The following is a 21,563-nucleotide window of genomic DNA, read 5'->3' as shown; positions in this document are numbered from 1 at the left end:
CCGGTGGTTTCGAGGTGGAGGGAGTCGACGCTGAAATGCGAAATTATGACGAATCCGCCTTGTTGGCGAGGCTGGAGCCTTTGGACCGTTGGGAGAAGTCTGCTTTCGCCGCGGCAGGCGCCCAACGGCTCTTCCCCCTCTTCGAGCGCTATGCGCAGTCAGTCGGCGTTCCGGCACAGGCCCGAAAACTTGCTGCGTCGATGGCTCCTACTGATTTTGAGGGAGAGTGGGTCTTCGAGTCGGGCTACGGGCAGAACGTGGATCAAGAACGACCCCCAGGAGGCCGCCTGGGCAGCCCGACAAGTCTACGATGCCGCCGAATATGCCGTCCTGCAGCCCGTAGACGATAAGGAGCTCACGGTTTACAAGCCTGACGTGTCGGCCACCACAGCAAAAGTCTTGCAGATCGAAATTGTCCGGACTGCTCTTTCAGCCCTTGAACGAGACCTCGAGACTGTCGAGTCTTCTCCAGCGTCCTGCCTTGAACTTCGCAAAAGAGCGGAACACGAAGGATCATCGTGGGCGGCAAGTTTCCCCTGAAATGACCCTGATTCTGTTGGAAGCGCGGTTTTGGGCCTCCATTTTTCCCCAAACTCGTCGCTCCAATTTGGCCCTTGGCGCTGGGCCGCGGGTTCGGCGCCCCGCGATTACCGATCCCCGAACTACATTCAAAACCTGAAGCGGCGTCACAATGAAAATCAAATTCGACTCCGAAGCCGATGCGGCCTATATCTACCTTGCAGATGAGATCCGCGCGGGTGGCGTCGCCAGGACGTATCTGTGTGATCCTGTCGAAGTCCGAGGGATGATCAATCTCGACTTCGTCGCCAACGGTCGGCTCATTGGCATTGAGATCATGGACGCGAGCAGAATGCTGACAGAGGATGTGTTGGACGAGGCAAAGTGCTGACTTCCGACACCGGCCTCTACTACCTCCGCGCCAGCTACTACGACCCAACGACCAGCCAGTTCATTTCGACCGACCCGCTCGCAGCGCTCACCCGCTCGCCCTATGGCTAGGTCGCTGGCGACCCGCTAAAGTCGCCCGACCCGCTTGGCCCCGGCGCGCGCGGACTCCACACGGACAACCTCTTTGCGTAATTCCGCAGCTGGGCGAATAGCACGGATGGCCAGGATGTGAGCCTTGGCCTGAGTGCAGCCGCCTTGTTAGCCCCTGGGGCAGGAGCCTTTGTCGGTGGATGGATGGGCTCTTGGGGGCGCAATCGGCGACCTAACCAGCATGGCCTTGGGCGACGCCGGCACCGTGATTGATTGCGTCGCCGAGCGGAGTCCATTTCCTGTCGATTACCCGTGCTGGCCGCGGTGACTGCTCCGGTTGGAGCGGACGTCCGAAGTGCGGCAAAGCACGTGAAATTGCTTCCACGGGTTGCCGGCGCGCTAGGGTTTGCAGCAGACAGGGTGGCATGGGCGACTTCATTCAATGACTGGCCGAACCGCCCCAATTGGGGAATGAGATAGCAGATGAGTGAAACTCGACAACGAAGCGGACGCCGTTCCTGGCTACGCCTTTCACCGCTCGGCCTCTTCCTGACGCTCGCTGCAGCCCTCAGGATTCTCGCGCAAACTGCTGCAAATCCTGATCGGGCGAGCCAAAACCTACTCATCTTCTCGACAGTTGCCCTCTGGACGAGTTGCCTCATGGTACTCGTGACATGGACATTCTCAGTCATGAAGCTTCGTGCCCGACGCCTCGTCATGCGGCTGCCGTTGGCTCACAACGGGACTGCTTTCATCGCGAGAGTAGACTCGACGTTTCTGCGTGCACTTACGCCCTATTCGGCAAACGGGGAGCCTGTTTCGATCGCCCTCGCAAACCCGATCATTTTGATCTCAGCAAGCGGAATCTCAATTTGGAAGGGCGTCATAGCTCCCGTCGAAGTGGCTTTGGTACCTCGTGGATCGGTCGGACCGACGACGTTGCTGCAACGCCGGCACTTCGGCATGACAAGTTATCAACTCGAGACCACCTTGCTCAATGAAGGCCCAGACCGATCACTGACGTGGCGGATCCAATCTCTCGGATTAATTGGTCTACAACCAGCAGGGGTCAAAGCAAACGAAAAAGCGATCCGGACGCTGGAAGATCCACGGTCATCGGTTTAACCAGGCCGCCACCGCCACCGACACTGCAGGTACCGTATCGTGGCTCCGCGTCAGGTCTTGCGGAACCATGGCCAGTGCGAGAAGGCAGGTCATTGATTCCGTCGCGTGGGCTGCGCTCAGGAGCAGGCTCGAGGGAAACCCGTGGCTCCGGGCCATGCATTGACGGTGACGTTGTGGCCGCGGTCGTCACGGAAGACCGCGTTCTGACCCTCGACAGTCATGGTGACCTCCTGGTACGTATTGCCCCAGCCCGAAGGTGTATTGCCGTTGCCGTCGTCCAGCGGCTTGTCGGCAAAGAAATACGTCTGCCCCACCCTCGCTTCGGAGATGCCGCAATGGGTGAGAAGTGAGTAGGCCACAGCCGGACCCGTAGGCGTAGAAGTTGCCTGCACCTCATTCTGCGGCGGCGCGTATCCGCTTGAGGCCATCAGGAGGGCTGCCACCACTGCGACAGCAGGAAGGTATCGGATTGCCATTGTGCCAAGCCTCTCCCGCGATGCCACGTAAGACCTATTGGGGTGTGATGGACCAATCGCCGTCGGATTCGACCTGGACGAACGTCGGGCCGGCCAGCGCGACGGTGCCTTTGTAGGAGCCGATCTCGTTCACGGCCAGGTCAGGAAACGGATCCGTGTAGACGGTCACGGCGAAGTTGCTCTGGCCCGTGTTCGCGATCGCCGCCTTCGAGGTTTTGTCGGCGATGTAGATGACTTCGTCCCCGTGCCCGCTGACCGGGCCAGAGGATTTCTTGACCGTGGACACATCCGACACGGTGATCGTCCAGGGCGCGTTGGCGTTCACGATGAGCTGGGTCGTGTTCGACGTTGAGCGGGTGTCGATAATGTGGCGGCCCGTGCAGGGGCCGATAGCGTTGACGAGCAGCGAGTCCTCGCCGTTGGTTTTCAGCACGGTGTTCGCTGAGCATCCCGGGCAGGAGAATGCGACAATCGCGGGATGGCCTTTCAGGTCGATGTTCTGCACGTCGTCGCCCGCGCCGGTGAGGGTCTGGGTCGCGACCGCCGGAGCCGGGGGCGGTGTGGGCCGGGCTTGCGCCGCGGACGGGGCTGCTGACACTGCGCTCCCCTGCGTTGGCCCGGCGGCTGTCCCGGAACCTGTGGAGTTGAGGGCGGCACCGATCGATCCGACAACCACGAAGAACACCACGAGTCCAAGGGCGCTGAATCCGACGATCGTCCAGCCGGTGTTCCTGCGCCTGAGCCCCGGATGACCCTGAGGCTGGTCCATTGCATTCCGTCCCAGTAGCGCAGATACGGCGCATTGAAGGGGGCCGGGTACCAGCCTGCGGGTGCGTTCACGTCCATCTCCCTTCCGATTTTCGACACGGCGGCCCGACGAAACGAGACCTTCGCTGATCGTAAACCCGCGGCCGCGGATTTACACGGGTCCGCGTCAAGTCGTGAAGTGAAGAATGCAAACAGGCGCTGTACATGCTCCCCGGCCCGTCAAAGGGTGCGGCCTTCTGGGCATTTTCCCCGTGAAAGGCATCCCGCCGAGAGGAAACTACGTTTCGCTCGGCGTCCGAGAGATCTCTCGCGAAAGGCAGACTAAGGGTCCCAGCTGCCTGAAAGTCGAGGCGATAGATTTGAGCCCGGACATCCAGCCCCGATTCGCGGAGTAAAATGACAATGGAGCAGGCCGGCCATGGCACGGAGAATTGCGATGCCGTGCGGGTGATACCGCGGGCGCAGTGGTCGTCCATGCCGGTGCAGCCGGCGGCAGGACATTCCGGATCGTCACCTTCTATACGACCTGGGTCCTGTACGGGACACTGCCGTTCTTCGCTGTCGGAGCGTTCTCGGCGAACAGCACCTGGTTTCCGCAGTGGCTCTTTTACTCTTTCGCCGCACTCTTGTTTCTTGAACTCGCAGTCATAGCCGGTGCGGCTTTCATGGCCATGCCCAAATACCGGAAGGAAAGGGCCTTGGGATATACGACCTGGCCCTCAGGGGAGGAAATCCCAAGGACAGGAACGTGACGCCAATCAAGGTTGTTCCGCCGGCAGATTCGCCGTACCTGCCGATTCAGCCGATGGCCGGGTACCGATGGCGGATTACCACGCGCCTCTCATTTCTGGTGCCTGCAGCCAGGGACGCCGTGGTAGTTCTTGCCATCACGTCGGTGGTTTGAGATCCCCGGTCGGTTCAGGATCCAAGGCGCGGGAGTCATACTCTTCGCCGGCGCCTGGTTGTTTCGGTCGCCGCTATCAGAAGGACAATCCGCCCATGCATTGCGACGACGGATCCGCGGACCCGGTCGGGGTGGAATGCCGTCCAAACCAGTCCGGCTGTGATGGCCGAGGTCAGGGTCATGGTGACGATTCCCGTAGCGCCCTCGGGCCATGGCAGGGCTGAGCCGGGAAGGGCGGCGAAGAACCTCGCGACGGCGGCAACAATTCCCGCGCTTGCCCCGGCTACGGCCAGCGGACCAGCTGCCAGCCACGGCAGCACGGGGACCAATGGAAGCGCGATGGTACCGAGGATCGTGACAGGTGCGACGAACGGGGCAACTACCACATTGGTGATCAGGGCGTAGGTCGAGAACGTGGGCTGCAGGGCAACGATGACCGGGCCGCAGAGGAGTTGGGCTGCCAAGGGCACCGCAAAGGCCGTGGACAGCCAGGGTGGTACCCATGCCGGCGCCCAGGAAGCGATCGGCCGTGCCAGCAGGATGATCCCCAGGGTCGCCAGGACTGATAAGAGGAAGCCCACGTTAATCCCAAGCGAAGGATCCAGGATGAGCAGTGAGGTGATCGCCATGGAAAGGAAGCCAAGGCTTCGGCCACGCCTGCCGGCACTCAAGGATGCAAGCCCGATGGCACCCATTGTTGCCGCTCTGAGGACGCTCGCATCGGGGCCGACCATCACCACGAAGACCCCGAGCCCTGCAAGGGCCCCTGCCGCGGCCAAGGCCCGCGGAAGCCGCAATTGCCTCGCGAGCAGCACCAAACCACCGAAAATCAGGCTGCAGTTCGAACCACTGACAGCATTAAGATGCGTGGTGCCGGTGGTCTTCATGGCCGTTTCAAGGCTCTCATCCAGGCGTGAGGTGTCGCCAGTGACCATCCCCGGCATCAGGCCGGCAGCGTCACCGCTCAACCACTGGGCGGCGGCGCTGAATTGCTCCTTTAACCAAGCAGGGTTTACCGGGTTGTCTTGTTCCGCTTCGTGGCGGCGTTGAAGATCGGGAGGAAGGGGTCCCGTTGATGCCGCAAGCACTCCGGCCTCGACTTGGCCCGGCCACGCCGGTTTCAGTTTTCCCGCGGTCCTGATTACTTGGCCAGGCACCACTTGGCCCCAGCCGTCACCTCCTGTGACCAGTATTTTTGTCCTGGACCGGTTGAGCATGCCGTTTGCAGCCAGGTCGATAATCTCCGCTTCAACGGCCCATCGGCCTGGTCCCGGTGAATCGGGCGCCAACTCGCGGGGCTCACCGGTGATGATCGCGTGGATGACAACCGGGCCACGGGATTCCACAGCTTTGGCAACCGCTCCGTGTTCGCGTGGCCTCGAATCAGCCGCGGCATGGGCGGCAACTGAAGCGGCCATCAAACACGCCATCGCGAAGGTGGCAGGAAGCGTCCTGCGGCGGGAACGCGGAATGCGGGAGAAGCCATCCTGCAAGGATTTTCGCGATTTCCCCTGGTCGGACAGCACACCGCGTTGAAAAACAGCGCCTCCCCGAACAACGAGTTTGCGCTGGACAAAAAGTAAAACGCCAGCTGCGAGGCCCATTGAGACGCTGAGGACCATGCTCCACGATGCAGGAAGGAACGCCGAAACCGCGGACACAGTCCACGTGAACATCGCCGATGGGACAAGCCGCAAATCGACGCGGCTCCGATCAAGGCCGACGGTCAACAGGGATCTGCTCGCGGGATGGTCGGGTTCCCGCCGGTGATGTGCGCTCATGGCCGATGTCCAACCACGTCAGACCGTCACCAAGGGAAGCAAGGTTTCCATCATTTTGGGACCCACGCCGTCCACAGCATCAAGATCCTCCACGGCCGCGAACGGACCGTGCTCTTGTCGCCATTCGACAATCCGCTTAGCCAGGACAGGCCCGACTTTCGGTAATGCGTCGAGTTCTTCGGCGGTAGCAGTGTTGAGGTTGAGTTTGGTACCGGAACCCGCTCCGCCTGCCTTGCTTCCGCCCGCGGTGACGTCGCTTGGGCCGCCGTGCCCGGTAGTGCTCCCTGTGGTGGGCGCGGGGACGGCTTCGCCTGCCCTCGGCACATGGATCTTGCTGGCGTCTTCCAGCACGGCCGCAAGGTTCAAAGTATCGATCTCAGCGCCCGGCAGCGGTCCTCCCGCGGCCTCGATCGCGTCGGAAATGCGGGACCCGGCGGCGAGCTTGACGACCCCGGGATTCTTGACGGCGCCAGCGATATGGACCAGGACTTGTTGACCACCTTCCGATCCAGTTGGTCCTGCTGCAGTCGCGTTCGCCGTCGCACTGGCGGCGCGGCCAGCCAACGAGCTCCTGACCAAGGGCTCGGAGGCCGGCTGCGCTGCGAAGGCCTTCCAGCCAAACCAAGCCAGCAGTGCGAGGCAAGGAATTGCGAGGATTGCCGCGACACGCCACGGCGTACGCCACCGGACCCTTAGGGGACGCTGCGGCTCCGCGACAATCGCGTCGGGGTCATCGACGGATGGTTCCGTCTCCGGGCCGTAGTGCCGAGGTTCTGCCAGGGTTTTTCCGGCATGGACGGGCAAGGGCAGCAGCGCCGGGACGCCGACATCGACCCCGAGGCGGGCAGCGAAGCGATTCCGTGCAGCTTGGGCGGCGTCGTAGGCCGAGACGGCACCCTTTCTGCGTGGCATATCCCGAGCCTAGAACCGCCCCAAGGTGATGGGCAGGCCTCTCCTGCCGTATGTGGACAACATCGCGACGCCCGCCATTGGATCCAATCGACGGGTCGACTATGCGCCGATTTAGTAGTCCGGAGACCAGTATTCCGGAGCCGACGGGTCTTCCGGCGTGGCTTGCTCACCTGCGCCGACGACCACTGCAAGGACTCCCAGTCCCGCGTGTGCGGCCAGCACGGCGGGAAGCGCGCTGAGTTGGACCGCCGGGCATGTACTGCAGTCCTCTGTCAGCCGTGATGCGAGCTTCTCGGCCTCGTCCACGTTTCCGAAGTGGTGGACAGCGAGCCGCGCCTCGCCGGCGGGACGCGAATTGACGTCTGCCGCGACGATTTCTTCGAGACGCGCGATGGCCCGGGCCGCCGAGCGAACTTTTTCCAGCGGAACGATCTTTCCATCGTCGACCGCCAGGATCGGCTTGATTGACAGCATCGCGCCGAGAAGTGATGCGGCTGCGCCTATCCGTCCTCCACGCCGGAGCTGCTCCAGGCTGGGAACATAGAAATAGACCTTCGTGCCCGCCAGCCTCTCTTCCGCGAGGGCTTTGACGTCCGATGCCGCCAGGCCCGCTCCTGCGGCGAGGAGCGCTGTCTGCACGCCCATGCCGAGCGCCATCCCGACGGTGCGTGAGTCGACAACTTCGACGGGAATGGATACGCGCTGGGCGGCCAGCCTGGCGGCGTCTGCCGTCCCGGACAGGCCTCCAGAAATATGTAGGGAGACAATTGACTCGAAACCGCGCCGGTGGGCTGCGAGATATGCCTGCTCGAACTGGCCCGGGGACGGCCTGGACGTTTTGACCGAAGCTCCGGCGGCCAGAGCCAACGAGAGGGTTTCGGTGATGTCGTCTTCGCCTTCGCCGTAAATCTCTTCGCCCACCATGACCGGCATCGGTACGATGGCGAGCCGTCCGTCAGCCACGAACGGCTTGACCCAATCGGACGGAAGGGCGGCCGCCGAATCGGTAACGACGGCGGTGCGCACCACGATCGGGAGCGGTTCCGCATTGCCGCGTGCCGGCGTCGTGGGCTGGCGGAGGCGCGATAAACGGTCCCTGAGCCACAGCCAGGCTGGTGGTTCGCGATCCGTCAACGGTGCCTCCTGGGCTGCTGGCCGGCCGCCGGCGGGTGCCGGCGGCCGGATTCCCGGCTACGCGGGAACGATGTTGACCAGTTTAGGTGCGCGAACGATCACCGTGCGGATCCCGCGGCCATCGAGCGCCCGCTGGACATTCTCGCTGGCCAGGGCGAGTTCGCGCAATGCTTCTTCGCTGACATCCGGCGAGACTTCCAGCCGGTCGCGCACCTTGCCTTGGACCTGCACGACGGCCGTCACCGTGTCCTGGACAAGGAGTGACGGATCGTGTGCCGGCCAACCTGCGTTGGCTACCGAGGCCGGGTGCCCCAACTGGTTCCACATGTCCTCGGCCGTGTACGGAGCGAAGAGGCTCAGGATGACAGCCACGGCCTCGGCCGCTTCGCGGACTGCTGGATCCTCGCCTCCCGCACCCGAATCGATGGCTTTGCGGGTGGCGTTGACCAACTCCATCAGCTTGGCCACGACGACGTTGAACTTGTTGTTGTCAAGAAGCTCGACGGCGTCGGCGATGGTGCGGTGTGTGACCGTGCGAAGGGCGCGGTCGCCCGTGGCTGCGTCGACGCCGGGTTCGCTCGCGACGTCCTGGCCGAGGCGCCACGCCCGGGCGAGGAACTTCGCGGAGCCCGACGGCGAGACGTCCGCCCAGTCGACGTCGTCTTCCGGCGGCGAAGCGAAGACCATCGTGAGGCGGACGGCGTCCACGCCGAACTTGTCCAGTTGCTCGCCGAGGTCCACGCCGTTGCCAAGCGATTTGCTCATGGCCTTGCCGCCGTTGAGGACCTGTCCCTGGTTGAGCAGGGCGCTGAAAGGCTCATCGGCTTCAAGGAGACCCATGTCGTGGATGACCTTGGTGAAGAAGCGTGCGTACAGCAGGTGCAGGATGGCGTGCTCCACGCCGCCGACGTACTGGCCTACCGGCATCCAGTCGTTGATCGTTGCCGGATCGAACGGACCTTCCGTGTAGTGCGGGGAAACGAAACGCAGGAAATACCACGAGGAGTCAACGAAGGTGTCCATCGTGTCCGTGTCGCGCTGGGCAGCTCTTCCGCAGTTGGGGCACTCCACGTTGACCCATTCCGCGGCCGCAGCGAGCGGGGAGGTCCCCCTCGGCGACAATGCTTCGCCACGCAGGTTTTCGGGAAGCGTGACCGGCAGCTGATTGTCGGGCACGGGAACCTCGCCGCACTCCGCGCAATGGATGATGGGGATCGGGGTACCCCAGAACCTCTGACGGCTCAGGAGCCAGTCGCGCAGGCGGAAGTTGACGAACTTCTCCCCTGTTCCGAGCTTCTCGAGGATCTCAATGGCAGCCGGGATGGCCTCGGCCTTGGACAGTCCGTCCAGATCGCCGGAGTTCATGAGCGTGCCTTCGCCGGCGGTCGCGACGCCGGTTTCTGCCGGGTCCTCCCCGCCGGTGTTGAGCACGGCACGCACTGGAAGGTCGAAAGCGCGTGCGAAATCGAGGTCGCGCTGGTCGTGGGCAGGGACAGCCATGATGGCGCCGGTGCCGTAGTCGGCGAGCACGTAGTCGGCCGCCCAGACAGGAAGCCTTTCCCCGTTGAGCGGGTTGATGGCATAGCGGCCGGTGAAGACGCCGGTCTTCTCGCGTTCGGTGGACTGGCGCTCGATGTCCGAGAGGGCCTTGACCCGTTCGCGGTAGGCCATCAGGTCATCATGGTGTTCTGGCGTGACAAGGTCGAGGGCCAAGTGGGCGTCCGCGGCTACAACGAAGAACGTCGCACCGTACAGGGTGTCGGGGCGGGTAGTGAACACGGTGACCTCGCGTTCGGCCCTGGTGTCCGTGGCTTCGATGCGGAACCGCACGTGGGCGCCTTCGGAGCGGCCGATCCAGTTGCGCTGCATTGCGAGTACCCGCTCGGGCCAATGTCCCTGGAGTTCGGACATGTCGTCCAGCAGGCGGTCGGCGTACTCCGTGATTTTGAAGTACCACTGGTTCAGGGACTTCTTGGTCACCGGGGTTCCACAGCGTTCGCAAGCGCCGTTGACCACTTGCTCGTTCGCGAGGACGGTCAGGTCCTTCGGGCACCAGTTGACCGGGGAATCCTTGCGGTAGGCCAGTCCCCGCTCGTAGAAGCGCTTGAACAGCCACTGCGTCCACCGGTAGTACTCCGGGTCCGAGGTGTGCAGGCGGCGGGACCAGTCCGCGGAGATGGCGTAGCGCTTGAACGACGCCGCCTGGGTGTCGATGTTCGCGTAGGTCCATTCGCTCGGGTGGGCATTCCGCTTGATGGCCGCGTTCTCAGCGGGCAGGCCGAAGGAGTCCCAGCCGATCGGGTGCAGGACGTCGAAGCCCTTCTGGCGCAGGTACCGTGCAACGACGTCGCCCATCGCGAAGGCCTCCGCATGGCCCATGTGGAGGTCGCCGGACGGATAGGGGAACATGTCCAGGACGTAGCGCCGTTCGCGCGATCCGTCGTCGAGAGGAGTGAAGACTTTGAGGTCTTCCCAGACCTGTGGCCATTTGGCCTCCATCGCCGCAAAGCTGTAGACGCCCTCCTCGGGCGTTTCACCTGCCACGGTTGACTGTGCTCCGGTGTCTGTCTCCGGCTGAACGCTCACTGCTGCCCTCTTCTGTTCTTCCATCACGGTTTTGCCTCCTGCCGCAGGTTCCGGAAAGTCCCGGACACACAAAAGCCCCTCGGCAAGGAGGGGCGGCCGCTCGGTGTTCGATAGAACCTATCGATAAAACCGGGCGGCTAGCTAAGCAGAAGGATCGCACGCATAAACCTACTCTAGCGCACCACAGTGAGCGGACTGGGATTCCAGGGAGGTGACCCGCGCAGTGGCGAGGGAGGCAGGTTTCGAGGGGGCAGGGGCCGCCCCCTCGAAACAGGTGAGGAGAACCTCTCCGGAGCGGCAGAACTTACCTCACGTCGTCGTCCACCCAGTCCATCGACTTGGTGACAGCCTTCTTCCAGAGGCGCAACTGCCGCTCTTGCTCTTCCGCGGGCAACTGCGGTTCCCAGCGCTTGTCCTCGCCCCAGTTCGCGCTCAACTCGCCGAGGTCCTTCCAGAATCCGACGGCGAGCCCCGCCGCGTACGCGGCCCCGAGCGCCGTGGTTTCAACCACCTTCGGACGGACAACCGGGACGCCCAGGATGTCGGCCTGGAACTGCATGAGCGCCTCGTTGGCGACCATTCCGCCGTCGACCTTCAACTCTGTCAGCGGAACGCCCGAGTCCGCGTTGACGGCGTCGAGCACTTCGCGTGTCTGGAAGGCGGTGGCCTCCAGCGCCGCGCGGGCGATGTGGCCCTTGTTGGCGAATCGGGTCAGCCCCACAATGGCTCCACGGGCGTCGGCTCGCCAGTATGGTGCGAACAAGCCGGAGAACGCCGGAACGATGTAGACACCCCCGTTGTTTTCGACGCCGGCGGCGAGGGTTTCGACCTCGGGTGCGGAGCTGATCAGGTTGAGGTTGTCCCGGAGCCACTGGATCAGGGAGCCAGTCACGGCGATGGAACCTTCCAGCGCGTAATGGGGTTTGGCGTCGCCCAGCTTGTAACCCAGGGTGGTCAGCAGGCCGTTCTTCGAGTGGACGATTTCCTCTCCGGTATTGAAGATCAGGAAGCAGCCCGTGCCATACGTGTTTTTCGCTTCGCCGGGCTGGAACGCGGCTTGGCCGAAAGTGGCGGCTTGCTGGTCGCCCAGGATTCCGGCGACGGGGACTTCGCGGAGCAACTGGGAGGTGTGGACCGTTCCGTAGACCTCGGATGAGGATTTGATCGCGGGCATCATCGATGCCGGCACACCAAAGGCGTCAAGGATGTCCTGGTCCCACTGCAGGGTTTCGAGGTCCATGAACATGGTGCGGGAAGCGTTCGTGACGTCCGTTGCGTGCACTCCGCCGTCGACTCCGCCGGTCAGGTTCCACAAGACCCAGCAGTCGGTGTTCCCGAAAATGAGGTCGCCGGCTTCGGCTTTGGCCCGCGCACCTTCGACGTTGTCCAGGATCCATTTGATCTTGGTTCCGGAGAAGTAGGTGGCGAGTGGCAGGCCGACCTTCTGCTTGAACCGGTCCGCTCCCCCGTCGCGCCCGAGCTCGTCCACGATCGGCTGGGTCCGCGTGTCTTGCCAGACTATGGCGTTGTAGATCGGCTGGCCCGTGTTCTTGTCCCACACGACTGCGGTTTCCCGCTGGTTGGTGATGCCGACGGCCGCGATGTCATGCCGGGTCAGATTGGCTTTGGACAATGCCGAGCCGACAACTTCCCGGACGTTGTCCCAGATCTCGATGGGGTTGTGTTCCACCCAGCCGGCCTGGGGGAAGATCTGTTCGTGTTCCATCTGGCCGGTGGAGACGATGTTGCCCGAGTGGTCGAAGACGATGGCCCGCGAGCTGGTGGTTCCCTGGTCGATGGCGATGACGTATTGCGACATTGTGACGTCCTTGTCTGGTTGGTGGTGCGGAATTTAAGTGTTGTTCGGAGCTTGGTTCTACTTGGCGACGGTTGCCATGATCGGCAGCCCGTGGGCAACGAGGCCGGCGATTGTTCCGCCCAGGAGCGGTCCGACCACGGGAACCCAGGAGTAGGCCCAGTCGCTGGACCCTTTGCCCTTGATCGGGAGGACCGCGTGGGCGATGCGCGGGCCGAGGTCACGGGCCGGGTTGATGGCGTAGCCCGTCGGGCCGCCGAGGGACGCGCCGATGCCGACGACGAGCAACGCCACTGCGAGCGGGCCGAGGCCGGACGGGGTGCCTCCGAACGTCAGGATCACGAAGACCAGGACGAACGTGGCGATGATTTCGGTGACGAGGTTCCACGGGTAGGAGCGGATGGCCGGCCCGGTGGAAAAAACGGCGAGCTTGCTTGCCGGGAGCGGCTCGACGTCGAAATGCTGCTTGTGCGCGAGCCAGGCGAACACGGCACCCAGGAAAGCGCCGAGCAGTTCGCCGCCGAAGTAGGTGAATGTCGAGGCCGCGCTGACCGCCACACCGGGCGCGAATTCCGCCTTGCCGTCGACCAACAGGCCAAGGGTCACCGCAGGGTTCAGGTGCGCGCCGGACATGGCCGCTACGTAGACACCGGCGAAGACAGCAATGCCCCAGCCGAAATTCACCATCAGGAATCCGCCGTTATTGCCCTTGGTGCCTTTGAGCGCAACGTTTGCAACGACGCCACAGCCCAGCAGGGTTAGCATGCCGGTTCCGAATACTTCGGAAAGGAAAACAATTCCGAGAGACATCTTTGACTCCTCATTTTCTTCTGTTGTCGGCCCCTCGCACTTGTTGGGGGCCGTTGGTCCGACGTTCGGAGGCGCCGTACCGGTTGTGGTGCCCGGCGGCAAAGCGGGGCACCACAACCCTTGTGTCCGGGCTTTGTGGTCCGGACAATCAAGCTGTTGTGACGTACATTACGTTCACGAGACGAGGCTGTGAACAGTCACGCCATGGAAGTGTTGTAGAACATGCTGGGCATGCTCGATTTCGGCGTCGCAGCGGGCCGGTTCCCAGCCAAGTTCGCCCGCAAGCACGCCTGCGACCTCATTGAGCAGCTCGCCAGTGACGAGTCCGCGGAACGCCAACGACGTCCGGCGGATGAGGACGTCCACGAGGTGGCCGACCTGTTCGTTCGCGGCCATGAACTCCAATTCCCGGACGCTCAGTTCGTCAGTGGAACGCAGTTTCCGGTCCTCGCCCGCCGTGAGATAGGCGATGACCGCCTCTGCCCGGGTTCCGTACCGGGTCAGCAGGCCTTCCACCCGTCGGGCGTCGAGGCCGGGCGCCATGTGCTCCTTGATCCAGTCCTGGACCCCGTCTTCGGTGGTGGGGAAGCCGACGCCGCCCCCGATGGCGAGCTTCGCCGTAGTCGTCTTCCGTTCCATGCCCAGTTCGCGGAGGACGTCGTTGCCCAGGTGCTCGGCAAGGGCGCGGAATGTCGTCCACTTTCCGCCCACCAGGGAGAGCACGACGGCGGCCTTGCCGCCTGGCGCGGCCGTGGCACCCGCAGCTGGGCGCTCGCTTCGTTCGATGCGGTAGTCGCGGGAAACGAATCCGGGTTGGGTTTCATCGTGGCGCGGCAAGGGCCTGACGCCTGCGAAGCTGTAGACGATTTGGTCCCGATTGACGGAGATCGAAGGGAAGACGTGACCGACGAGGTCGAAGAAGTAGTCGATCTCGGCCTCAGTGCACACGGCGTCCTCTGACATGTCGGCATCGACATCCGTGGTGCCCACAAGGACCCGGTCGCCCATCGGGTAGATGAGGACGATCCGCCCATCGGTGTGTTCGAAGAATATTTCACGGCGGTTGCAGGCCGCCAGGAGTTCAGGGTGGTCCAGGACGATGTGCGATCCCTTGGTCCCTCCCATGAACCGGGTCGCGGAACCCATTGCAGCATTGGTCTGGTCTACCCAGGCGCCCGTGGTGTTCACAATGACGTCCGCCCGGAACGTGAATTCCTCGCCTGAGAGTTCATCCCGGAGCACCACGGTGCCGGCGGCCGGGTCCATTGAGACGAGCGAAACATAATTGCTTGCCCGGGCGCTGCCTCCCGGCAAGGCGCTGCCTGTGCCGGCCTTTTCGCCGTCTTGCAGCACGTCGAGGGTCAATCGTTCGGGATTGTGGACCGACGCGTCGAAATAGGTGGCGGTGTACTTGATGCCCGGGTGCAGGCGGGGCAGTTCGGCCAGGGCGTTCTCCCGGCCGCGGAATTGGTGCCGCGGGACGCTGCCGCCGTCGCGGGAGAAGAAATCGTAGATGCTCAATCCGAGCTTGATGAGGAAGGCGCCGCGTTCCTTCGGCTTGCCTTGCTTGTGCGTGAGGAAGCGCATGGGTGCCGACAGCATTCCCGAAAAGGTGCTGAAGATCGGGATGGTCGTTTGCAGGGGCTTCACGTAATGCGGTGCGATCTTCAGGAGCCGGTTGCGCTCCACGACCGATTCCTGCACGAGGCGGAATTCGCCGTTTTCGAGGTAGCGGATTCCGCCATGGATCATGTGCGACGAGGCCCCGCTCGCGCCCTGGCAGTAGTCGCCGCGCTCAACCAGCGCGACATCCACGCCTTGGAGGGCGAGGTCGCGGAAGGTTCCGACGCCGTTGATGCCACCGCCGATCACGAGCACCTGGGCCGCCGGCCGCTCGCGAAGGGCATACGCGGAGGTTCGATGTGTTCCCGCTGCGGAACCGGAAAAGCTGTTGTGTCCCAAAACTGCTCCCTTGGGCTGTGGTTGTGGTGGTGCCGGGTTTCGGATGTGCACTGCGTCACGTGGCGGTGCTGCGTGCACAACTATTCTTGGAAGGGGTGGAAAATGAAATCAACCCATTTGCACAAACGTGCAAAATCGGAACCCTACCGGATTGAAACGGAACAGCGATGGCACGATCACGGCATTCGGATGCCCTCAGGGCAGCCCAGATGTACTACCTTCAAGACCTCACGATGGACGCGATTGCGCGGGAATTGCGGACCTCGCGTTCAACCGTTTCCCGCCTCTTGTCCTCGGCGCGCGAGTCAGGACTGGTACAGGTCCAGATCCGCAGTCCGTTCGATTCGGCGCCGGAACTCGAGCGCCTGATCCGTAGCCGCTACGGCGTCGACGCGCATGTGGTGCCCGTCCTGGAGACGCTCAATGAGGCGGAAACCTTGGAAAGAGTGGCCATCCAGGCGGCCAGGACCATTGGGCCGCTCGTCGATTCGAACGCCATCATCGGCGTTGCCTGGGGCGCCACGATCAGTGCCGTCAGCAGGCACTTGACGCGCAAGATCACGCACGACAGCACTTTCGTGCAACTTAATGGCGCAGGGAACATGCAGACAACCGGCATAACCTACGCCAGTGACATCATGCGGCGCTTCGGCATTGCCTACGGCGCGCGGGTGGAACAGTTTCCCGTCCCCGCATTCTTCGACCACGCCTCCACGAAGACCGCGATGTGGAATGAACGAAGCGTCCAGCGCGTGCTCGATCTCCAAGCGCACATGGGCATTGCCATCTTCGGCGTTGGATCCGTCGATTCGGACTATCCGAGCCACGTTTATGCCGGCGGTTACCTCGACGAAACAGATCTCAACTTGTTGGCGGGATCTGACGTGGTGGGCGATGTTGCCACTGTATTCTTCCGGGCCGACGGATCTTCGGATGGAATCACTTTGAACGAACGTTCCACCGGACCGAGCCACGAGCAATTGCGGCAGGTCCGGCGCCGCATCTGCGTTGTGTCCGGCGCGTCCAAAATCAACGGCCTGCGCGGCGCCCTCAACGCGCGCCTGGCGACCGACTTGATTGTTGACGAAGGTACGGCCAAACGCCTCGTGAGTTTCGATGGCACATCCTGACCATTTGGCACTTCCTTGGACATTCCCGGTGCAGAGGTAGGTAAAGTCAAGGCTATGAAACCCTCGCCCAGGCTCAGTCTCAACAATGGAGTCATGATTGACCAGTTGGGATTCGGGCTTTACAAAGTGCCGCCGGCCGACGCCGCTTCCCTCGTGGCGACCGCCATTGGCGCCGGTTACAGGCATTTCGATACCGCGGCCATGTACGGAAATGAGTCCGGCGTGGGCCGCGGCATCGGCAGCGCAGTGATCCCGCCGGCCGCATTTGATGGACAGACGGGTGGCTCCGGGGAAGGCACACACCTGCTTTCCCGCGAAGACGTGTTCGTCACCACGAAGGTATGGAACGACGACCAAGGCTATGACGCTACGCTGCGGGCATTCGACGCCTCCATGGCCAGCCTGGGCTTGGATTACGTCGATCTCTACCTGATCCACTGGCCATGCGCGGGGCGCGGCCTGTACCAGGAAAGCTACCGTGCCATGGAAACCCTGTACCGGGAGGGCCGGGTCCGTGCCATCGGGGTATCGAATTTCCAGGCCGCCCACTTGGAGGCACTCATGCAAAAGGCTGAAGTGGTCCCCGCAGTCAACCAAATCGAGCTGCACCCGTGGTTGCAGCAACCCAGGCTCAGGACCTTGCATGAACAACTGCGGATCCATACAGCGGCCTGGAGCCCCTTGGGCCGCGGCGAGGTCCTTCACGATCCGGCCATTCGCGCCCTCGCCGGCAAATACGGAAAGACAGCCGCACAGATCGTCGTCCGCTGGCATATCCAACTCGGGAACATCGTGATTCCAAAAGCCAGCAGCGCAACACGGATCCAGGAGAATTTCGACGTCTTCGGCTTCCAACTGGAACCGGCCGACATGGACGGACTCGCCGCCCTCGAACGTCACCACCGCACGGGGTCACACCCGGACAACGTCACGTAGGACCCGCCGAATGGAACAAGTGGACAACAACCACTCCCCCGAACCCGAACAGACCTCCCCGAAGGAGTTTTTCAGCAAAAGCCTGGCCAACAGGACCAAGGCATCGGACATCGACCTTGACGGCAGCAACGTGGCCTATTGGTGCTATGAACCGGTGACCACAACTCCCGCGACGCGGACCATCCTGGTAATCCACGGTTTCCGCGGCGACCACCATGGCCTGCTCCGGGTGGTGGACCACCTTCCCGAAATGCGGGTCATCATGCCGGACCTGCCGGGCTTCGGCAGTTCGGAACCGTTTGCCGGCGACCCGCACACAGTAGAACGCTTCGGGAAGTTCATCACCGGCTTCATGGCGGCCCTGGAACTCGGCCCCGACACCGTGCTCCTGGGGCACTCCTTCGGATCGATCATTGCCAGCCATTTCGCAGCAGCCAACCCGGGAGCCATCCGGCCGCTCATCCTGGTCAATCCCATCGCAGCGCCCGCGTTGGAAGGACCCAAAGGCATCATGACCAAGCTTGCGGTCTTCTACTACCAGGCCTCCGCAAAGCTCCCGCGCCGCTTGGGACTGGCACTCCTGCGCAGCCGGCTCATTGTCCGGATCATGAGCGCCACCATGGCCAAGACCCGGGACAAGGAACTACGTGCTTTCGTGCACGGCCAACACGATGCCTACTTCTCGGCTTTCGCGGACCGCGCAAGCCTTCTCGAATCCTTCCGGGCCTCGGTCTCCAACCACGTCGGCGAGGTCGCCGGCCAACTGGACCTCCCCGTCTTGCTGGTAGCCGGCGAAAAGGACGAGATCGCATTGCTCCGTGACCAGCACAAACTGGTGGAACTGCTGACCGATGGTGCGCTGGAAGTGATTCCCGGCGTCGGGCATTTGATCCATTACGAGACACCGGCGCCGGCCGCCGCCGCCATTCGCCGCTTCCTGGAGGAACACCCCGCGTGAAAATCGTCATCGACGCCCGCTTCACCCGCACGGACCACCATGACGGCATCAGCCGCTATGGAGCGAGCCTCATCGCGGCGACGTCAAAGATCGCGGATGTCACCATGCTCATCAGCGACAAACGCCAACTCGCGCTCCTGCCGGACGTCCCTTACGTTGAGATCAGCAGTCCGCTGTCCCCGCTTGAGTTGTTCGTCGCCCGCGAGGTCAACAAGCTGAAACCCGACGTCGTCGTGTGCCCGATGCAGACGATGGGCAGCATCGGGCGGAAGTATGGCCTGGTCCTGACCCTTCACGACCTCATCTACTACGAGCACCCGACGCCTCCCGGGTTCCTCCCGGCACCCGTCCGCGTGCTCTGGCGGCTCTACCACAAGGCGTACTGGCCGCAGCGCCTCCTGCTCAACCGGGCCGACGTCGTCGCCACCATCAGCCACACCACCGAGTCCCTCATGGCCAAATTCAGGCTGACCCGGCGGCCCGTCCGTATCGTGGGCAACGCACCCCAGCCAGGCCAAACACCCCGGAATCCCGACGGCGGAGCAGAGAAATCGCTGCTCTACATGGGTTCGTTCATGCCATACAAGAATGTGGAGACCATGATCCGCGGCATGGCTGAACTACCCGGATTCACCCTGCACCTCCTGAGCCGGATCACGCCCGAACGCCGCGCGGAACTTGAAGTCCTGGTCCCGCAGGGGGCGAAGGTCCAGTTTCATAACGGTGTCACGGATGCGCAATACGACGCGCTGCTGCTCAAGACCACCGCACTCATCAGCCTGTCCAAGGCCGAAGGCTACGGCCTGCCGCTGGTTGAAGCCATGGCGTTGGGCACTCCTGTGATCGCGAGCGACATCCCGATCTTCCGCGAAGTCGGAGCCGATGCCGCAAGCTACGTGGATGCGGAGTCCCCTGCCGAATTTGCAGCAGCGGTCCGTGCCCTGGAGGACGATGATGTCTGGAAAGCGGCGTCGCGCCGCTCCGTGGAGCGCGCGTCAGATTTCACCTGGGATGAGTCGGCCCGCCAATTGTTGGCGGTTGCCGGAGAAGTGGTTGCGATCCGGCGTCGGAAGGAAAACTAGGCGCTACAGGACGTCAACTCCGTCGAGCCGCAATTGGACGGGGCCGGAAGTGCGTTTCGCCGCGCTGGCAGCCTTCGTGGCGCGCATCGTCCGAGTGGCGTGGGCTGCCTGCCCGTACGGGATGAAGAACAACGTGCGCACGTCGGCCTCGTGGTCTTGGCCCGGGGACCGCGGGGACTCCCGTTGGACTGCCGCAAGAATGACGGGTGCGGGGCCGACGGTACGTAACTGGATGTCCTTCGCCAGGCTTTCCGTGAAGTGTACGACGTCGGCGCGCTGGCCGGTGACGGACGCGATCCGCACGGCCGGCGGCAACTGGAGTTCCTGCCGGAGTGACAGCTCGCGTGCGGCGTAACCTGCCGGATCCCACCGCACCAGCGCGCCTGCCGTAGTGGTGTCGTCAGCCGTGACTACCACCAGGCCGCCTTCATCCGCCGGACGAACAAGGGCCGCCGCGTTGAACCACCGGCGCAGCGTGTCCTCGCCTGACCGTAGGTTTTCCCTGCGCAGCAACGAGTTGCCGTCCAGGAGGAGTGCCGCAGCGTATCCACCGCGGGCCACGGGTTCGGCTCCCACGGTTGCGACCACGAGCGCGTGGGAATCGTTCACGGACGCCTTGACTTGGTCACCAGAGGACGTCACTACGGGCTTTCCCGGAAACGCCCTGCCCAGCTCCTCTGCCGTCCGGAGGACGCCGCTGGCCCCCTTGCGCAGCCGGACACTCCCGCATGAACGGCAACGCCAATCGGGGGCCGGGACGGAACACCAACGGCACTGGGGAGGAGCCGTTTGCCCGGCAACGGCGAGGGGTCCTTGGCAGTGGGTGCAGCGGGCCGGTTCCCGGCAGGTTTCGCAAACCAACGACGGCGCGTAGCCGGCCCTGGCCACCTGGACCAGGACGGGGCCGCGCTCGAGGCCTTCCTTGGCCGCCCGCCAGGCCGCACCGGGCAAGCGGGCGATTCGCGCCAGCGGATCCCGCTCCTGTTCGAAACTGTCCGCGGTGCTAAGCACGCGCGGGGTGTTGGCGCGGACGACGGAGCGCGGAGCTTCCACCGGCACGGCCCAAGCGAGGTCGACGAGCCGCTGAAGTTCGGTGCTGCGGCTGTGGGCGGCCATGAGGCACGCCGCGGATTCCTGTTCCGAACGAAGCAGCAGGATCTCCCGGGTGTGGGCGTACGGTGCGCGCTGGTCGATGTGGAGGTCGTCGCCGTCGTCCCAACACGCCACGAGGCCAAGATCCTGAACGGGAGCGTAGGCCGCGGAACGCGTCCCCACCGCTACTTTGGCAGACCCGCTCAGGAGCCTGAGATAGCTCCTGTATCGGGGCGTCGGGCCGTCGTCGGCAGTCAACCGCGCCACGTCCTCGGCAGGCAGTACCGTGAGTAGCGCCGCTTCCATGCGGTCAAGATCGCGGTAGTCGGGCACCACGACGACGGCGCCCCGCCCCGAGGAGCGGACTGCCGCCACGGCGGAGGCCACGAGTTCGGGCCAGGCCGTAGGTCCGAACCCCTTCATCGCCGTCAGCACGGCGCGGGGCGAGCCCCCGCTGGCGAGATGGCGCAGGTACGAAGCACCGTTGGTGTAGGAAGCCCACGCCGCGTGTGCCGGATTTGCCGCGGAAGGGTTGACGGTGACGCCGGGAGTTTCAACGGGGTCGTCGCCGAGCGGATCACCGGCGAGGAACAATTTCTCAAGCCGTGCCACCCGCGGCGGAATAGCTGTTCGGAGGACATCGCTCAGCGTTCCGGCATAGCGTGCCGCTACGCTCGACGCGAGTTCGAGCATGGGAGGCGGCAACACCGGCACCGGTGAAACCACCTTGAGGAGCGGGGACAGCGAATGACCGCCCTCCGACGACTCCACGCGGTCCACGACGTAACCGTTGAGTTCCTGGCCACTGAACCGCACCTTGACGCGCACGCCCGGCAGCGCGGCGTCGTCCAGTTCGGCGGGGACGCTGTAATCAAAAGGCCTGTCAAGGTGCGGCAGAGGAGATTCGATGACGACGCGCGCCACGGGATTGTTTTCCGCGAGGGCCGGACCTGTTCCTGCCCTCGCGGGAAAGCCTTGCAGGAGGGATGGTTGCCGCGCAGGACCATGAGACGCGGCAAGGGCAAACAGCGGGTCCTCGCTCATGCGTGCCACCTCCCCGGGTACCGGCCGGAGACAAATCCGGTTCCGTTG

The 21,563-nt window shown here is 63.6% G+C and carries 18 protein-coding genes and 1 pseudogene; 8 read left to right on the top strand and 11 right to left on the bottom strand.

Going from position 1 to position 21,563, the window contains the following annotated elements:
• Window positions 1-691: 691 nt before the first annotated feature.
• Both ABCW42_RS10595 and ABCW42_RS10590 read left to right on the top strand, forming a co-directional pair.
• Window positions 692-910, top strand: coding sequence for a DUF2283 domain-containing protein (locus tag ABCW42_RS10595; RefSeq protein ID WP_423181220.1), 219 nt, complete (start codon window positions 692-694; stop codon window positions 908-910).
• 572 nt (window positions 911-1,482) lie between these two features.
• Window positions 1,483-2,124, top strand: a complete 642-nt coding sequence (locus tag ABCW42_RS10590; protein ID WP_423181219.1) for a hypothetical protein — start codon at window positions 1,483-1,485, stop codon at window positions 2,122-2,124.
• A 116-nt stretch (window positions 2,125-2,240) separates the two neighbouring features.
• Here ABCW42_RS10590 and ABCW42_RS10585 read toward each other — a convergent pair whose 3' ends face one another.
• The 3 genes and pseudogenes from ABCW42_RS10585 to ABCW42_RS10575 form a co-directional block, all read right to left on the bottom strand.
• On the bottom strand, window positions 2,241-2,600 hold the full coding sequence (locus ABCW42_RS10585) for a hypothetical protein (RefSeq protein WP_423181218.1): 360 nt from the start codon (window positions 2,598-2,600) through the stop codon (window positions 2,241-2,243).
• A 34-nt stretch (window positions 2,601-2,634) separates the two neighbouring features.
• The gene (locus tag ABCW42_RS10580; RefSeq protein WP_423184972.1) at window positions 2,635-3,369 is read right to left on the bottom strand and encodes a hypothetical protein; all 735 of its coding nucleotides are present in this window, start codon (window positions 3,367-3,369) and stop codon (window positions 2,635-2,637) included.
• 20 nt (window positions 3,370-3,389) lie between these two features.
• A pseudogene (locus ABCW42_RS10575) lies at window positions 3,390-3,446 on the bottom strand (hypothetical protein); the annotation flags it as partial.
• A gap of 386 nt (window positions 3,447-3,832) precedes the next feature.
• On the opposite strand from ABCW42_RS10575, the gene ABCW42_RS10570 reads away from it, so the two are divergent.
• Window positions 3,833-4,120, top strand: coding sequence for a hypothetical protein (locus ABCW42_RS10570; RefSeq protein ID WP_423181217.1), 288 nt, complete (start codon window positions 3,833-3,835; stop codon window positions 4,118-4,120).
• Window positions 4,117-4,272 (top strand): hypothetical protein, encoded by a 156-nt coding sequence (locus tag ABCW42_RS10565; protein ID WP_423181216.1) that lies wholly within the window; start codon window positions 4,117-4,119, stop codon window positions 4,270-4,272. The genes ABCW42_RS10570 and ABCW42_RS10565 overlap by 4 nt, the downstream gene beginning before the upstream one ends.
• Before the next feature lie 35 nt (window positions 4,273-4,307).
• Here ABCW42_RS10565 and ABCW42_RS10560 read toward each other — a convergent pair whose 3' ends face one another.
• The 7 genes from ABCW42_RS10560 to ABCW42_RS10530 all read right to left on the bottom strand — a co-directional run bounded on the left by ABCW42_RS10560 (window position 4,308) and on the right by ABCW42_RS10530 (window position 15,273).
• Window positions 4,308-6,053, bottom strand: coding sequence for a ComEC/Rec2 family competence protein (locus ABCW42_RS10560; protein WP_423181215.1), 1,746 nt, complete (start codon window positions 6,051-6,053; stop codon window positions 4,308-4,310).
• An 18-nt stretch (window positions 6,054-6,071) separates the two neighbouring features.
• A complete protein-coding gene (locus ABCW42_RS10555; RefSeq protein ID WP_423181214.1) occupies window positions 6,072-6,965 on the bottom strand; it encodes a helix-hairpin-helix domain-containing protein in 894 nt (297 codons plus the stop codon).
• Between the two features lie 111 nt (window positions 6,966-7,076).
• Window positions 7,077-8,099 (bottom strand): DegV family protein, encoded by a 1,023-nt coding sequence (locus tag ABCW42_RS10550; protein WP_423181213.1) that lies wholly within the window; start codon window positions 8,097-8,099, stop codon window positions 7,077-7,079.
• 57 nt (window positions 8,100-8,156) lie between these two features.
• Window positions 8,157-10,685, bottom strand: a complete 2,529-nt coding sequence (leuS, locus tag ABCW42_RS10545; protein WP_423184863.1) for a leucine--tRNA ligase — start codon at window positions 10,683-10,685, stop codon at window positions 8,157-8,159.
• Window positions 10,686-10,989: 304 nt separating this feature from the next.
• Entirely contained in the window at window positions 10,990-12,504 is a 1,515-nt protein-coding gene (gene glpK, locus ABCW42_RS10540; RefSeq protein WP_423181212.1) for a glycerol kinase GlpK, read from the bottom strand.
• 57 nt (window positions 12,505-12,561) lie between these two features.
• Window positions 12,562-13,311, bottom strand: coding sequence for an MIP/aquaporin family protein (locus ABCW42_RS10535; protein WP_423181211.1), 750 nt, complete (start codon window positions 13,309-13,311; stop codon window positions 12,562-12,564).
• Window positions 13,312-13,485: 174 nt separating this feature from the next.
• Entirely contained in the window at window positions 13,486-15,273 is a 1,788-nt protein-coding gene (locus ABCW42_RS10530; RefSeq protein ID WP_423181210.1) for a glycerol-3-phosphate dehydrogenase/oxidase, read from the bottom strand.
• A 167-nt stretch (window positions 15,274-15,440) separates the two neighbouring features.
• On the opposite strand from ABCW42_RS10530, the gene ABCW42_RS10525 reads away from it, so the two are divergent.
• The 4 genes from ABCW42_RS10525 to ABCW42_RS10510 are packed head-to-tail and all read left to right on the top strand — an operon-like array spanning window position 15,441 to window position 19,379.
• Window positions 15,441-16,403, top strand: a complete 963-nt coding sequence (locus tag ABCW42_RS10525) for a sugar-binding transcriptional regulator (protein ID WP_423181209.1) — start codon at window positions 15,441-15,443, stop codon at window positions 16,401-16,403.
• A gap of 54 nt (window positions 16,404-16,457) precedes the next feature.
• Window positions 16,458-17,339 (top strand): aldo/keto reductase, encoded by an 882-nt coding sequence (locus ABCW42_RS10520; RefSeq protein WP_423181208.1) that lies wholly within the window; start codon window positions 16,458-16,460, stop codon window positions 17,337-17,339.
• Between the two features lie 10 nt (window positions 17,340-17,349).
• On the top strand, window positions 17,350-18,297 hold the full coding sequence (locus ABCW42_RS10515; RefSeq protein WP_423181207.1) for an alpha/beta fold hydrolase: 948 nt from the start codon (window positions 17,350-17,352) through the stop codon (window positions 18,295-18,297).
• Window positions 18,294-19,379, top strand: a complete 1,086-nt coding sequence (locus ABCW42_RS10510) for a glycosyltransferase family 4 protein (protein WP_423181206.1) — start codon at window positions 18,294-18,296, stop codon at window positions 19,377-19,379. Before ABCW42_RS10515 ends, ABCW42_RS10510 begins: the two co-directional genes overlap by 4 nt.
• Before the next feature lie 3 nt (window positions 19,380-19,382).
• On the opposite strand, the gene ABCW42_RS10505 is transcribed toward ABCW42_RS10510, so the two are convergent.
• A complete protein-coding gene (locus ABCW42_RS10505; RefSeq protein WP_423181205.1) occupies window positions 19,383-21,515 on the bottom strand; it encodes a primosomal protein N' in 2,133 nt (710 codons plus the stop codon).
• Window positions 21,516-21,563: the final 48 nt, after the last annotated feature.

Origin of the sequence: Arthrobacter sp. NyZ413, from assembly GCF_049390645.1 — a bacterium.
In the GTDB taxonomy this organism is placed as follows: domain Bacteria; phylum Actinomycetota; class Actinomycetes; order Actinomycetales; family Micrococcaceae; genus Arthrobacter.
This window is presented reverse-complemented; position numbering and strand designations above follow the sequence as displayed.

What these genes read in the sequence shown, in the direction of transcription:
- ABCW42_RS10595 (WP_423181220.1), top strand. Translation starts at nt 692, where the DNA reads ATGAAAATCAAATTCGACTCCGAAGCCGATGCGGCCTATATCTACCTT.
- ABCW42_RS10590 (WP_423181219.1), top strand. Translation starts at nt 1,483, where the DNA reads ATGAGTGAAACTCGACAACGAAGCGGACGCCGTTCCTGGCTACGCCTT.
- ABCW42_RS10585 (WP_423181218.1), bottom strand. Translation starts at nt 2,600, where the DNA reads ATGGCAATCCGATACCTTCCTGCTGTCGCAGTGGTGGCAGCCCTCCTG.
- ABCW42_RS10580 (WP_423184972.1), bottom strand. Translation starts at nt 3,369, where the DNA reads ATGGACCAGCCTCAGGGTCATCCGGGGCTCAGGCGCAGGAACACCGGC.
- ABCW42_RS10560 (WP_423181215.1), bottom strand. Translation starts at nt 6,053, where the DNA reads ATGAGCGCACATCACCGGCGGGAACCCGACCATCCCGCGAGCAGATCC.
- ABCW42_RS10555 (WP_423181214.1), bottom strand. Translation starts at nt 6,965, where the DNA reads ATGCCACGCAGAAAGGGTGCCGTCTCGGCCTACGACGCCGCCCAAGCT.
- glpK (WP_423181212.1), bottom strand. Translation starts at nt 12,504, where the DNA reads ATGTCGCAATACGTCATCGCCATCGACCAGGGAACCACCAGCTCGCGG.
- ABCW42_RS10535 (WP_423181211.1), bottom strand. Translation starts at nt 13,311, where the DNA reads ATGTCTCTCGGAATTGTTTTCCTTTCCGAAGTATTCGGAACCGGCATG.
- ABCW42_RS10525 (WP_423181209.1), top strand. Translation starts at nt 15,441, where the DNA reads ATGGCACGATCACGGCATTCGGATGCCCTCAGGGCAGCCCAGATGTAC.
- ABCW42_RS10520 (WP_423181208.1), top strand. Translation starts at nt 16,458, where the DNA reads ATGAAACCCTCGCCCAGGCTCAGTCTCAACAATGGAGTCATGATTGAC.
- ABCW42_RS10515 (WP_423181207.1), top strand. Translation starts at nt 17,350, where the DNA reads ATGGAACAAGTGGACAACAACCACTCCCCCGAACCCGAACAGACCTCC.
- ABCW42_RS10505 (WP_423181205.1), bottom strand. Translation starts at nt 21,515, where the DNA reads ATGAGCGAGGACCCGCTGTTTGCCCTTGCCGCGTCTCATGGTCCTGCG.